Source organism: Lentzea sp. NPDC006480, from assembly GCF_040611995.1.
Lineage (GTDB): Bacteria > Actinomycetota > Actinomycetes > Mycobacteriales > Pseudonocardiaceae > Lentzea.
In genome coordinates this window covers 17,110-31,082 of the sequence record NZ_JBEXPJ010000103.1, presented here as the reverse complement: position 1 = coordinate 31,082, position 13,973 = coordinate 17,110, and the positions used below count along the sequence as shown (strand labels likewise).

Below are 13,973 nucleotides of genomic sequence, written 5' to 3'. Positions count from 1 at the left end.
TGGACGACATCGAACGCCTCTGCCCGCGGCTGATGGTGATCGACCACGGCAGGGTGCTCGCCGACGGACCGCTGGACGAGCTGCGCGCCGAGGTCTCGCCGACCCGGGCAAGCTGGCCGTCACCGGCTACAGCTACGGCGGCTACATGACCTGCTACCTGACCAGCCGCGACACCAGGTTCGCCGCGGCCGTCGCCGGTGGTGTGGTGAGCGACCTGAGCAGCATGGCCGGTACGTCCGACGGCGGCCACTACCTGACCGAGCTGGAACTGGGCGGTCCCGGCGCCCACATCGCCGAACTCTCGCCTTTGACGCTGGTCAACGAGGTCGTCACGCCCACGTTGATCTACCAGGGCGCGAGCGACGACAGGTGCCCGGTCGGCCAGGCCGAGCAGTGGTTCACCGCGCTGCGCCAGCACAACGTGCCGAGCAAGCTGGTGCTCTACCCGGACGAGTCGCACCTGTTCATCCTCAGCGGCAAGCCTTCCCACCGCGAGGACTTCAACCGCCGGGTCGTCGACTGGGTGCGCGAGCACGCCGAGAACCGCCGCCCGCTCGACGCGAAGCACTGGCAGCGCAGGCTTTCCGCACTCGCCGAGAAGCACGGCGTGCCCGGCGCCGCGCTCGGCATCCTCCGGGACGGCGAGATCATCCAGGCCCACCACGGCGTCCTGAGCCTCAAGACCGAGGTGGAGGTGAACGACGACACGGTGTTCCAGATCGGCTCGATCAGCAAGGTCTGGACGTCGACGGTCGTGATGCAGCTCGTCGACGAAGGACTGCTCGACCTCGACGCGCCGATCGCCGACGTGCTGCCGGAGCTGAAGCTCGCGGATCCCGTGGCGGCGCAGAAGGTGACCATGCGGCACCTGCTCACGCACACCAGCGGCATCGACGGCGACATCTTCACCGACACCGGCCGCGGCGACGACTGCCTGGAGCGCTACGTCGAACTGCTCGCGGAGGCCGGCCAGAACCACCCGCTCGGAGCCACGTTCTCCTACTGCAACTCGGGTTTCGTGCTGGCGGGCCGGGTGATCGAGAAGCTCACCGGCCAGACGTGGGACGCGGCCATGCGCGAGAAGCTCTACGCCCCGCTCGGCCTCGCCCGCACCGGCACCCTGCCGGAAGAGGCACTCCTGCACCGCGCCGCCGTCGGTCACGTCACCAAGGACGGCAAGACCGAACCGGCGCCGGTGTGGATGCTGCCGCGCTCGGTCGGGCCGGCCGGGACGATCTTCGCGACAACCGCGGACGTGCTGGCGTTCGCGCGGATGCACCTCGACGGCGGCCTTGCGGCGGACGGCACACGCGTGCTGTCGGAGGCGTCCACCGCGCTGATGACCGAGAAGCAGACCGACCTGCCCGACCCGCACGCGCTGGGCGACTCGTGGGGCCTCGGCTGGATCCGGTTCGGCTGGGACGGGCAGCGGCTGATCGGTCACGACGGCAACACCATCGGGCAGTCCGCATTCCTGCGGATCCTGCCGTCGCACGGACTCGCGGTCACGTTGCTGACCAACGGCGGCCACACCCGTGAGCTGTACCTGGACCTGTACCGGGAGATCTTCGCCGAACTGGCGGGGATGGACATGCCACGCCCGCTGGAGCCGGCCGCTACGCCTCCCGCGGTGGACATCGCGCGGCACGTCGGCCGGTACGAGCGTGCTTCCATTCGCTTCGACATCACCGAGGGCGAACGCGGGCTGCGCCTGAAGACGACCATGACGGGCCCCTTGGCCGGGCTCGTGCCGGAACCGCCGGAGGTCGACCTCGTGCCGCTCGACGACTCCCAGTTCGTGTGCCGCGATTCGGAGGAAGTGAGCTGGACGTCCGTCGTGTTCTACGCCCTGCCCACCGGTGAGCGGTACGTGCACTCGGGGGTCCGCGCCACGCCGAAGGTGTCCTGAAGATGAACCTGCTCAACGACATCGAGCGGCTCGTGACCTGCGAGTCGCCCTCCACCGATCTCGCGGCGGTCGCTCGCAGCGCGGACGTCACCGCCTCGGTCGGCTCCGCGCTGCTGGGCGCGCCGCCGGAACGGATCGTGCTCGACGGCCGCACGCATCTGCGGTGGCGCTTGGGTTCCGGGCCGCGGCGCGTGCTGTTGCTCGGCCATCACGACACGGTGTGGCCGATCGGGACGTTGGCCCGGATTCCGTTCTCGGTGCAGGACGGTGTGCTGCGCGGGCCCGGTTGCTTCGACATGAAGACCGGCCTCGCGATGATCTTCCACGCCGTGGCGGCGCTCGATTCTCCGGACGGGGTCACGGTGCTGGTCACCGGCGACGAGGAGATCGGGTCGCCGTCGTCACGCGGGCTGATCGAGGCGGAAGCCCTGGAGCACCAGGCCGTGCTCGTCACCGAGGGCTCGGCGGATGGTGGCGCTCTGAAGACCGAGCGCAAGGGCACTTCCATGTACGAGGTGACGTTGCACGGCCGCGCAGCCCACGCCGGTCTCGAACCGGAACGTGGTGTGAACGCGACTGTTGAGGCGGCGCACCAGATTCTGGCGGTGTCGGGGCTGGCTCACCTCGGCGCCGGCACCACCGTTGTGCCCACTGTGCTTTCGGCCGGCACCACGACGAACACCGTGCCCGCGCAAGGGAAGTTCATGGTGGACGTGCGGGTGCGGAACCTCGCCGAGCAGCAGCGGGTGGACGAGGCCATGCGGGCCTTGGAGCCCGTCCTCGACGGGGCGAAGGTCGAGGTGACCGGCGGCCCGAACCGCGCGCCCCTGGAACTCTCGATGTCCGCGGGGTTGTTCTCGCTGGCCTCGCGTCTGCTTCCGGGGATCACGCAGGCCTCGGTCGGTGGTGCCTCGGACGGCAACTTCACCGCGGGCGTGGGGGTTCCGACGCTCGACGGGCTCGGTGCGGTCGGTGGTGGCGCGCACGCCGACAGCGAGCACGTGCTGGTCTCGGAGCTCGTGCCGCGCACGTCGCTCCTCGCTGCTCTGGTGAAGGAGCTGACATGACGGTCAGACAGCTCACCGAGCACAAGGAACTCATTGCCGCGCAACGGTTGTACGAGTCGATCTGGCGGTCGTCCGCTCCCCCGGTCACGGCGGAGCTGATGCGGGCGCTGATCAAGTCCGGCAACTACGTGTCCGGCGCTTTCGACGGCGAGGACCTCATCGGCGCGTGCGCCGGCTTCTGCTCACCACCCGCGGAAAGCACGCTGCACAGCCACATCGCGGGCGTCGCGCCCGGCATGCGCGGCCGCAACGTCGGCCACGCGTTGAAGCTGGACCAGCGGGAGTGGGCACTGGCGCGCGGGATCAAGGCGATCACCTGGACGTTCGACCCGCTGATCCGCCGCAACGCGCACTTCAACCTCGCCAAGCTCGGCGCGGACGCGACCGAGTACCTGACCGATCTGTACGGCCACATGTCCGACGACATCAACGGTGGCGGCGACACGGACCGGCTCCTCGTCAGCTGGGACCTGATCGCCGCCGAACCCCGTCCGGTCACCGCCGCGGGTGTGGTCGCGCTGGGGATCTCTCCTTCCGGCATGCCGGTGCTGGGCACGTCGGGTGGTCACACCCTGCTGGTGGCGGTGCCGCCGGACATCGAATCGCTTCGAGCCACGAACCCGGCCGCGGCGAACGAGTGGCGGCACGCCGTGCGGGACGTTCTCGGCGGGCTGCTGGCTTCCGGCGCCCGCGTGACCGGGTTCGACAAGTCCGGTTGGTACGTCGTGGAGAGGAACGAGTCGTGAAGCTGTCCGGAGTAGAGCTCCGCTGGGTCGATATGCCGTTGAAGTCGCCGTTCCGCACCTCGTTCGGCACCCAGACCACGCGCTCGTTGCTGCTGCTACGTGCCGTCACCTCCGACGGCGAGGGCTGGGGCGAGTGCGTCGCGATGGCCGACCCGGTGTACTCGTCGGAGTACCTCGAAGGCTGCGCCGACGTGCTGCGCCGCTTCCTGGTCCCCGCGTTGTCCGGCCCGGTCGACGGCGTGTCCGTCGCCCCTCGGCTGGCTCGCTTCCGCGGGCACCGGATGGCCAAGGGCGCGTTGGAGATGGCCGTGCTGGACGCCGAACTGCGCGCGCGTGGCGTGTCGTTCGGCCGTGAGCTGGGCGCGGTCCGCTCGCGCGTTCCGTGCGGTGTCTCCGTCGGCATCATGAACTCGATCCCCGAGCTGCTGGACGCGGTCACCGGCTACGTCGGGGAGGGCTACGTCCGGATCAAGCTGAAGATCGAGCCGGGCTGGGACGTCGAAGCGGTTCGATCGGTGCGCGAGCGATTCCCGGACGTGTTGCTCCAGGTCGACGCCAACACCGCCTACACACTGGCCGACGCCCGGCACCTCGCGCGGCTCGACCCGTTCGACCTGCTGCTGATCGAACAGCCGCTGGACGAGGAGGACGTCCTCGCCCACGCCGCGCTGGCCAAGGTGGTGAAGACGCCGATCTGCCTGGACGAGTCGATCACCTCGGCCCGCTCGGCCGCCGACGCGATCAAGCTCGGCGCCTGCCAGATCGTGAACATCAAGCCCGGCCGCGTCGGTGGCTACCTGGAGGCGCGCCGGATCCACGACGTGTGTGCGGCGCACGGGATCGCGGTGTGGTGCGGCGGCATGCTCGAAACGGGCATCGGCCGGGCGGCGAACGTGGCGCTGGCCGCCTTGCCTGGCTGCACGCTGCCCGGTGACACGTCGGCGTCGGACCGCTACTACGCGATGGACATCACCGAGCCGTTCGTGCTGGACGACGGACACTTGGACGTGCCGACCGGGCCGGGGCTGGGGGTGACGCCGCTGCCGGACGCGCTGGAGTCGGTGACCGTGAAGACGGAGTGGATCCCGGTGACGACGGCCCTCTGACGGCAGGGGTCCAGCGGCCGCGTCCCGCTGGACCCCGGTCACAACGGCCTCGGCCCGCACCTTCCGGACCTCAACGACGAAGGCACAGCCCGCACCCGCCAAAACCCAGTCGCGCCGGCCCAGCCGCTCCCGCCGGGCTGTGGAAGACCGCAGCCCGGCCCACTCCCACTGGATTCCTCTGTAGACGGTTGGCAGGGTGGTGTCATGAGTCCTCGAACAGGCCTCGCCCGCGTCCTCGACGATCTCGGCACCACCCTGATCGACCTGGTCCGCGGTGACCCGGCCCGCGCTGTCGACATCGGCGGCGTGGTCATCCACGATCCGCACGACGACCAGGTGCTGCCACCGTCGGCCCTCGTGCTCGGCGTCGGCATTCAAGACCCGGAGGAGACGCTCGACCTGCTGGGCGAGCTCGGCGCGGCCGCACTCGTGGTCCGCGGCCCGGTCGACGTGACGGAACAGGTCGCCGAGGCCGTCGACCGGTCCGGCGTGGCGTTGCTCGGGCTGGCGCCGGGTGCGTCGTGGACTCAGCTCGCGGCCATGCTCCGGTCGCTGCTGGCCGAGGGCGAGGTGGACCCGTCCGAGACACTCGGCGGCGTGCCGGCCGGGGACCTGTTCGCGCTGGCCAACGCAGTCGCGTCGTTGATCGGCGCCCCGGTGACGATCGAGGATCGCAGTTCGCGGGTGCTCGCGTTCTCGGGGCGCCAGCACGAGGCGGACTCGTCTCGGGTGGAGACGATCCTCGGGCGTCAGGTGCCCGCGCACTACTCGCAGATCCTGGAGTCGCGCGGCGTGTTCCAGCAGCTCTACCGCAGCGACCAGCCCGTCTACATCGAGGGACTGCCCGCGCACGACGGCACGATGTGCCTGCCGCGGGTCGCGGTGGCGGTCCGGGCGGGCGACGAGTTCCTCGGCTCGATCTGGGCCGCGGTGCGCAAGCCGCTGCCCGCTGACCGCGCTCAAGCCTTCTGCGACGCGGCCAAGCTCGTGGCGTTGCACATGATGCGCCAGCGGGCGGGCGCGGATGTCGAACGTCGGTTGCGCGCGGACCTGGTCAGCACTGCTGTGGAAGGCGGACCGGGCGCGGCGGAGGCGGTGAGACGACTCGGGCTCTCGGACCAGTCCTGCGTGGTGCTGGCGCTGGCCTTGGCCCACTCCCACGGCGAGGATCCCGCTGGGCACGCCCGGCTGCTGGCCGAACGACAGCAGGTCGCCGACGCACTCGCGATGCACCTGACCGCGGTTCATCCACGCGCCGCGGCGGCGTTGATCGGCGATGTGGCCTACGCGATTCTCCCCGCGGAGTCAGAGGATCGAGCGCTGCGGATCGCCACCGACTTCCACAACCGCATGGGCAACCACGTGCTCGTGGGCGTCGGCCAGGTCGCGGATGGCCTGTCGCTGTCCCGTTCCCGCGCCGGAGCCGACCTCGTGTTGCGAGTGTTGCGCGCGGGACGAGTGTCCTTCCCGATCGCACGAGTGTCCGATGTGCACAGTGAGGGCCTGCTCCTGGAACTGTCCGACCTCATCGCCGAACGCGGCGACAGGTTGACCGGGCCGGTCGCGCGGCTGATCGGCTACGACCGCACGCACAGCAGCAACCTGGTCGAGACGCTGGCGGCGTGGCTGGACGCGTTCGGCGACGTCGCTGCCGCTTCGGCCGCGGTTTTCGTGCACCCCAACACGTTCCGGTACCGGCTGCGCAGGCTGTCCGAGGTCGGCGAGATCGACCTCAGCGATCCGAACGCCCGGTTCGCGGCGATGCTGCAGCTGCGGTTGTGGCGGCCAGGTGCCGCTGAGCCAGCGCCACGAACGCCGCCGTCGACGGATGCGCCGGCGCCGAAGGCCACGCCAGGTGCACGGTGATCGGCTCGGCGTCGGTGAGCGGCAGGTAGACGACCTCGGGGTGCGGGTTGTGGTGGCCGGTGCCGGCGGCGGTGACCCCGACCGTCGCCCCGGTCGCGATCGACGTCAGCCACTCGACCACGCCGGGCACGTCCAGCGTCCGCGGCCGAGCGCCGACCGGCCAGAGATCAGCAGTGGTCGTGCCGGCGGTCTCGCACACGGACACGACCTCCGATGCCAGGTCGCCCAGCGCGAGCGCGTCTCGCGAAGCCAGCGGGTGATCCACCGCGACCGCGGCGAGACGTGGTTCCTCGATCAACGCCACGTGGTCGATGCCGGGCTGAGACGGCTGAGTGCGCAGCACCGCGACGTCGGCCTCTCCCCGCCGCAACGCCGCCTCGGGGTCATCTGACCGACGGATGCGCACGAGCACATCGGGATGCACAGCACGCCACGAGCGCAGGAACGGAATGGTGAACCGGCCCAAAGCCGCCCACGCGAACGTCAACCGCAGAGGCTGTGGCTGCACCGCCTCGGCCAGAGCGGTGTCGAGCGAGGCCAAGATGCGATGACTGTGCTCCCACAGCCGTCGGCCCGTGTCGGTCAACGCCACGTGCCGCGTCGTGCGATCGACGAGCCGCACGCCCAGACGCCGTTCCAACTGCTCCAAAGTGCGCGAGAGAGCGGGCTGCGTGACGTGCAACGACTGCGCGGCCGCGGTGATCGACCGGTGGTCCCCGATCGCGGCCAACGCACGAAGATGCCGTAGCTCGACATTCATAACTACCGATCATAAGTGCTGCACGGACGGCATTTCACAAGGACGAAAACCGGGCCTAGCGTCAAAGCCATGAGGATTCTGCTCGTAGGAGCCACCGGCACGCTGGGCACCGCCGTGCACCAGGAGCTCGTCGAACGCAAGCACGATGTCGTCACCGTCTCCCGCACCGGCGGGGACCTGCAGTACGACATCACCGACCCGGCCCAGGTGGCCAAGATGTTCCAGACCGCCGGCCAGGTCGACGCGGTCGCGAGCGCGGCAGGCCACGTCCCCTACAAGCCGGTGGCCGAGCTGACCGCGGACGACTACCGGGCCGCGTTCACCGGCAAGGTGCTGTCGCAGGTCATGCTCGTGAAGGAAGGCCTCACACACGTGACCGGGTCCTTCACGCTGATCACCGGCGTGCTCGCGCGCGAACCCATCGTCACCGGCGCGGCCGCGTCACTGGCCAACGGCGCGGTGGAAGCGTTCGTCAAAGCCGCCGCCATCGAAATCGCCCCACAGCGGATCAACGCCATCAGCCCGACCGTGTTCACCGAGTCGCTCGACGTCTACGGCGACTTCTTCCCCGGCATGAAGCCGGTCCCGCTCACCGACGTCGTCCAGGCGTACGTCCGGTCGATCGAGGGACGCCAGACCGGCCAGATCTACGTGCCCTGAACCCGGACCCGGCCCAGCAGCCGATCGACGAGCACGGGCAGCTGCTGCTCGCCCGCACCTTCGAGCCACAACGCGATCCCGGTGCGCACCGTCGCGAGGAACGTCGCAGCCATCAACCGGGCCACTTCCTCGTCCGGCTCACGCAGCACAAGCACGGCGGTCAGGTCACGCTCAAGCGCGACCTGGTCGCCTGCTTGGCGTGCGAGCAACGACGGATGGCGGCGCAGCAACCGCAGCTGGGCCATCCACTCGACGTCCGGGACGGGCCAGGTGCGGTAGAGCTCAGCGGTGGCCGCCCGCAGAGCCGTCCACGCCTCCTCGCCGGCAGGCCGCGCCGAGACCAGCGCCACCAACGCCTGGATCCGCGAGCGGTCACCGTCGAGAACGGCGTCCTCCTTGCCCGCGAAGTAGTTGGAGAACGTGCGGCGAGAGACCCCTGCCTCGTCCGCGATGTCCTCGACCGTCACCCCGTCCAGGCCGTGCTCCATCGCCAGCCGCAACGCCGCCCTGGCGAGCGACCGCCTGGTCACCGCCTTCTTGTGCTCCCGGAGCGTGGTGAGGGTCTCCATGCGTCCCAGCGTAGACGGTGTGCGTTGCCCATTGAGCAAATTTGCACGTCGTGCAAGAATTAGAGGGTGGCGGATGTGAAGAACCAGACCCAGGCGATGGGCCACCGGCAGGTGCTCGAGTCGCTGTCGGGGTTGCTGCTCGCGTTGTTCGTGGCGATGGTCAGCTCGACGGTGGTCTCCACCGCGCTGCCCCGCATCATCGGCTCGCTGAACGGCACCCAGACGCAGTACACGTGGGTCGTCACGGCGACCCTGCTCACGGCGACGGCGACCACGCCGATCTGGGGCAAGCTCGCCGACCTGTTCAACAAGAAGACGCTGGTCCAGGCCGCGATCGTGATCTTCGTGATCGGTTCGCTGCTGAGCGGCTTCGCCCAGGACACCGGGCAGCTGATCGCCGCCCGCGCGTTCCAGGGCCTCGGCGTCGGCGGCCTGCAGGCACTCGTGCAGGTCGTCATCGCCGCGATCATCCCGCCCCGCGAGCGCGGCCGCTACAACGGCTACCTCGGCGCGGTCATGGCCGTCGCGACGGTCGGCGGTCCGCTGCTCGGCGGTCTGATCGTCGACGTGTCGTGGCTCGGCTGGCGCTGGTGCTTCTGGGTCGCCGTGCCGATCGCCGCGATCGCGTTCGTGGTCCTGCAGGCCACCCTCAAGCTCGAAACCGTGCGCCGCGAGAACGTCCGCATCGACTACCTCGGCGCGGCCCTGATCGCCGCCGGGGTGAGCACGCTGCTGGTCTGGGTCTCGTTCGTCGGCAACTCGTTCGACTGGCTGTCGTGGCAGACCGGGGCCATGGTCGGGGCCGGGCTCGTCCTGCTCGGGGCGGCGGTCGCGGTGGAACTCCGCGTCGAAGAACCCGTTGTGCCCCTGCACATCGTCGTCCAGCGCACTCCCGCGCTCGCGATCATCGCGTCGCTCGCGGTCGGCATGGCCATGTTCGGCGGCGCGGTGTTCCTCGGCCAGTACTTCCAGATCGGCCGCGGCTACACCCCGACCGAGGCGGGCCTGCTGACCATCCCGCTGATGGCGGGCGTGCTGGTGTCGTCCACGGTCTCCGGCCGCCTGATCAGCCGCTCCGGCAAGGTCAAGCCGTACATCGTGACCGGCACGATCACTCTGGTGCTCGGCTTCCTGGGCCTGGGTTTCGTCGACCACGCCACGGCGTTGTGGATCGTCGGCATCGCGATGGCCGTCGTGGGCATCGGCGTCGGCATGACGATGCAGAACCTCGTGCTGGCCGTGCAGAACAGCGTTCCGCTCAGCGAGCTCGGCGCCGCCAGCGCGTCCGTGACGTTCTTCCGCTCGCTGGGCGGCACGATCGGCGTCTCGGTGCTCGGCGCCGTCCTGGCCAACCGCGTCACCGCCGACCTCTCCGCCGCGCTGCACGTCCCGGCCGGCCAGTCGACCGGCAACACCAGCGCGTTGAACCTCAAGGCCCTGCCGCCACAGGTGCAGACCATCGTGCACACCGTCTACGGCGACGCGACCGCGCACATCTTCCTGATCTCCGCGGCCGTCGGCGTGATCGGCGTGATCGCCGCGCTGCTGCTCAAGCCGATCACCCTGCGCACCACGATCGACCTGGAGAAGAAGGAATCAGCGGTCGTGCGCTGATCAGGAGGGGGAACCATGGACACCGGCGTCACCGCGTTCGAATCCACAATGGACTCGTTCGGCCCTCATCCCGAACCGTCCGCGCGCACGATCCTCGTCGGCGTCGACGGCTCTGACACGGCGATGCGCGCGGCGGCCTTCGCGTTCGGCTCGGCGCGTCGCCAGGGAGCACGGCTGGTCGTCACGTTCGTGGCGTGCCACTCCTCACTGGCGGCGCTCACCCCGGCCGTGGCGTCGGTGTTCGAGCACGAGGCGACGGCGAAGCTGTACGCGGAGCTGCGCAAGCAGATTCAGGACGCGGCCGAGGAACTCGACGTGCCGGTGACGTTCGTGAAGACGTTCGGAGATCCCTGCACGACACTGCGGGACGCGGCCGACCGCTGCCAGGCGGACATGGTGGTGGTCGGTGCGTCACAGCAGGCGGGGCACCGGTTCGCGGGATCGGTGGCGACGAAGCTGATCCGTTCTGGGCACTGGCCGGTGCTCGTGGTGCCGTAAGTCGGTGGACAGCTCCCGGATCATGACCTGGTGGTGTTCGAGTGCTCGTCGTGCGGTGCCGCGCTCACCGTTGCACTGACCCGAATCGCCCTGCCCGAGCACGCGGGTCACGCGGTCGGCAACGGCTTCATGGAACTGCCCGTCCTGCTTCCGCCCGGCACCTACGCCACCGGAGACGGGCGGATCGCGGTCGCACCCGGTGACGTGCGCGGCCTTTCCTGGATCCCAGGCCGGCTCGGAGGCCACTGCTGCGGACTCGACGGTCGTGACGGCCCCAACCTCGCCTGCGCCTGCGGACAGCAGGTGGCGGCCCGCGTCGACGACTGCTCGCTGTGGCAGGCGGTGTGGTTCGAACGAGACGCCGTGCGGCCCGTTGGCGAACCCGAACCCGTCGCGGACTGGGAAGCTTTCGACTGGGAGAGCACGCCGCGGCCGGTCGCGGACGAGTGGTGGCAGGACCGAGTGGAGATCGCGGCGGGAGTGGCGCTCGCGCGCATCCTGGCCGCTTCCGGCGGGATGCCCGTCATCGCGGCGGACGGGCCCGTGGCGGACACGTTCCAGCGCCGGCTCGACGAGATGCTGATGCCGGGGCCAGTCGCCAGATCGCTGGCGGCAGCCGGACCTGGACTGCCCGTTGAGGCAGACATCGCGCTGGTGCCCCGCCATCCGCAGACCGGCGAGCCCTGGCCGGCCGCCGGAACCCTCGTCCCGATCTCCGCCGAGCTGTGGACCTGGCTGGTGCGCGACCACGAGCAGCCGGTGATCCCTCCGACCGGCGGACGATGGCATCCGCACTTCGCCGACGACCCGTTACCCACACGCCCGAAAAGCGTCGCTCCTTCCTACTGGGCCATGCGTCGCGAACAGCAACACCTCGGATGACCTGAGCCTGTTCTCGGCAAGTTGTACCGGAACAAGCGGCGCAGGCTCGTCATAGGTCGGAGCGCTGTTACGGTATGCGCGGGCGCAGGGATTACTAAACTTAATTTAGTATTTATTCTTGACTCCGTTGAGAGCCCCACGCATGCTGTGGCCCTCGACGACGAGAGGTACGGGTATGCCGAGAACCCTGCTGACCGTGGCCACCATCGCGTTAACGCTGCTGGCACCCACCGCCGCCGCCGCGCCCGCGCCACCCGTGGAGCACGCGGGCGTCGACCAGGGCGCGCCCACCTACTACGACTCCGGCATCGCGCGCACTCCGTACATGGGGTGGAACTCCTACTTCGCCGTGGGTGCGGCGTCGGAGGAGAAGGTGCTCGGCGTCGCGGACCACCTGGTGAGCAGCGGGCTCGCCCAGGCCGGTTACGACATCGTGTGGATCGACGGCGGGTGGAACGCGAGCCCGCCGCGCGACGGCAAGGGCGCGCTGCTGCCCGACCCCGCGCGGTTCCCGTCCGGGTTCACCAAGCTGGTGGACACGTTGCACGGCAAGGGACTCCGGGCCGGCATCTACACCGACGCCGGTGCGTCGGACGGCAAGAACTGCGCGGCCGGCAGCGGTGGCGGGTACTACGAGGCGGACGCGAGGCAGTTCGCCGGCTGGAAGTTCGACGCCATCAAGATCGACTTCCTGTGCGGCATCGCGCAGAACATGGACCCTGCGGTCGCCTTCACGCAGTTCTCCGCAGCGGTGCAGAAGGCCGGCCGCAAGATGATCCTCAACCTGTGCAACCCCGTCACGGACGAGTGGGGTGTGCCGCACCGGTGGGAGCAGACGGCGTATGTGGCGTACACGTACGGACCGCGCGTCGGCGACTCGTGGCGCACGTCGACCGACGTCGCGTTCGGCACGCCGTACGAGGGCATCTGGCGTGACGTGCTGCGGAACATGGACCGGAACCTGTACCGGCCCGGCGCGCAGGGGCCCGGCCACTACAACGACCCCGACTACCTGATCCCGATGCGCAAGACCGAGCAGGGCACGTACGAGCTGAACGAGGAGGAGTCGACCTCCCAGCTGGTGATGTGGTCGGTGATGGCCTCGCCGCTGATCATCGGATCGGACCCGCGCACGCTGCCGCCGTCGATGATCGAGACGCTGAAGAACCCGGAGATCATCGCGGTCGACCAGGACCCGCTGGCGATCCAGGGTGTGCGGGTCGCGGGCTCGAACAACGTCGACGTGTACAGCAAGGTGTTGTCCGGCAAGGGTGAGCGTGCGGTCGCGGTGCTCAACCGCAACGACCGGCCCGCCACGTACACGGTCAGCTTCGCCGACGCGGGCCTCAAGGGCGACGTGTCGATCCGCGACCTCCGTGCGCGCGCTGACAAGGGTTCTGGCAGCTCGTACACCGTCACGGTTCCCGCGCACGGCACCGCGTTGCTGAAGCTGCGCGGCGAGACCGCGGTGCCCGGCACGGACCTCGGCGGCGACACGTCCGCGAGCCCGGCGCTGGTTCGCTGGGACGACCAGAACCTCGCGGTTTTCGCGCGGGACAAGGCAGGACGTCTGCAGCAGCGGTCGATGGCCGGCGGCGAGTGGCGCGGCTGGGTCACGTTGGGCGGCCCGAAGAACGGCCAGATCCTCGGCCAGCCGACGGCGTTCGCGAGCCCGGGCGGCCGGATCGACCTCTTCGTCCGCGGCACCGACAACGTTGCCTACCAACGGACGTACACCGGCGGCCGCTGGGGCGCCTGGACCTCGCTCGGTGGCGCGCTGACCGACTCGGTGTCGGTGGCGTTCACCGGGCCGGACAGCTGGAGCCTGTTCGGCCGCGGCGCCGACGGTCGTGTGTGGACGCGCGACCAGAACTCCGGCTGGACCTCGGTCGGTTCGCCAGGCAACCAGCAGATCTACGGCAGGCCTTCCGCCGCAACGGTGTCCGCGGGCACGTTCGTCACGGTCCGGCTGCCGGACGACTCCGCCTGGTACCGCAGGCGCACCGCGAACGGCTGGTCCGCGTGGACCTCGCTCGGCGGCGTGATCAACGGCAGCCCGACCGCGGTGGCCAGCGGTGACCGGGTCAACGTCTTCGTCCGCGGCAGCGACTACACGCTGTGGCAACAGGATCTCGTCGACGGCGCGGGCACGTGGTGGTTCAAGCGCGACCAGTACGTCAGCAACGCCCTCACCGGCGCGGTCGGTGCGGCGGCCGGCGCCGGCGGATCGTCGTGGGTCGCCGTGCGTGGTCCCGACAACGGCGTGCACGTCGCCAACCTGCCCGCCAACTGAGCC

General features: G+C 69.9%; 11 protein-coding genes and 1 pseudogene. 10 read left to right on the top strand and 2 right to left on the bottom strand.

Annotation, left to right across the window (positions count from 1 at the left end):
- From ABZX92_RS31240 to ABZX92_RS31220, 5 genes are all read left to right on the top strand, one after another.
- On the top strand, nt 1-1,909 hold a 1,909-nt coding region (locus ABZX92_RS31240; protein ID WP_355567183.1), incomplete at its 5' end, for a serine hydrolase.
- Nucleotides 1,910-1,911: 2 nt separating this feature from the next.
- Nucleotides 1,912-2,976, top strand: a complete 1,065-nt coding sequence (locus tag ABZX92_RS31235; RefSeq protein WP_355567180.1) for a M20 family metallopeptidase — start codon at nt 1,912-1,914, stop codon at nt 2,974-2,976.
- Nucleotides 2,973-3,722, top strand: coding sequence for a GNAT family N-acetyltransferase (locus ABZX92_RS31230; protein WP_355567178.1), 750 nt, complete (start codon nt 2,973-2,975; stop codon nt 3,720-3,722). Before ABZX92_RS31235 ends, ABZX92_RS31230 begins: the two co-directional genes overlap by 4 nt.
- Nucleotides 3,719-4,828, top strand: a complete 1,110-nt coding sequence (gene menC, locus ABZX92_RS31225) for an o-succinylbenzoate synthase (RefSeq protein ID WP_355567175.1) — start codon at nt 3,719-3,721, stop codon at nt 4,826-4,828. The genes ABZX92_RS31230 and menC overlap by 4 nt, the downstream gene beginning before the upstream one ends.
- A gap of 204 nt (nt 4,829-5,032) precedes the next feature.
- Entirely contained in the window at nt 5,033-6,694 is a 1,662-nt protein-coding gene (locus tag ABZX92_RS31220; RefSeq protein WP_355567173.1) for a helix-turn-helix domain-containing protein, read from the top strand.
- On the opposite strand, the pseudogene ABZX92_RS31215 reads toward ABZX92_RS31220, so the two are convergent.
- Nucleotides 6,675-7,454 (bottom strand): annotated as a pseudogene (locus tag ABZX92_RS31215) (LysR family transcriptional regulator); the annotation flags it as partial. The gene ABZX92_RS31220 and the pseudogene ABZX92_RS31215 sit on opposite strands and share 20 nt — an antisense overlap.
- 69 nt (nt 7,455-7,523) lie before the next feature.
- Here ABZX92_RS31215 and ABZX92_RS31210 point away from each other — a divergent pair.
- Entirely contained in the window at nt 7,524-8,114 is a 591-nt protein-coding gene (locus ABZX92_RS31210; protein ID WP_355567170.1) for a short chain dehydrogenase, read from the top strand.
- Here ABZX92_RS31210 and ABZX92_RS31205 read toward each other — a convergent pair.
- Nucleotides 8,102-8,683 (bottom strand): helix-turn-helix domain-containing protein, encoded by a 582-nt coding sequence (locus ABZX92_RS31205; protein WP_355567167.1) that lies wholly within the window; start codon nt 8,681-8,683, stop codon nt 8,102-8,104. The two genes, ABZX92_RS31210 and ABZX92_RS31205, sit on opposite strands and share 13 nt — an antisense overlap.
- Before the next feature lie 96 nt (nt 8,684-8,779).
- Between ABZX92_RS31205 and ABZX92_RS31200 the strand changes: the two genes are divergently transcribed.
- From ABZX92_RS31200 to ABZX92_RS31185, 4 genes are all read left to right on the top strand, one after another.
- Nucleotides 8,780-10,297 (top strand): MDR family MFS transporter, encoded by a 1,518-nt coding sequence (locus ABZX92_RS31200; protein ID WP_355567186.1) that lies wholly within the window; start codon nt 8,780-8,782, stop codon nt 10,295-10,297.
- 15 nt (nt 10,298-10,312) lie between these two features.
- Nucleotides 10,313-10,795, top strand: coding sequence for a universal stress protein (locus ABZX92_RS31195; protein WP_355567164.1), 483 nt, complete (start codon nt 10,313-10,315; stop codon nt 10,793-10,795).
- Nucleotides 10,796-10,825: 30 nt separating this feature from the next.
- Complete coding sequence (locus ABZX92_RS31190; protein WP_355567161.1) at nt 10,826-11,677, top strand: hypothetical protein; 852 nt, start codon at nt 10,826-10,828, stop codon at nt 11,675-11,677.
- A gap of 175 nt (nt 11,678-11,852) precedes the next feature.
- Nucleotides 11,853-13,970 (top strand): hypothetical protein, encoded by a 2,118-nt coding sequence (locus ABZX92_RS31185; protein ID WP_355567158.1) that lies wholly within the window; start codon nt 11,853-11,855, stop codon nt 13,968-13,970.
- Nucleotides 13,971-13,973: the final 3 nt, after the last annotated feature.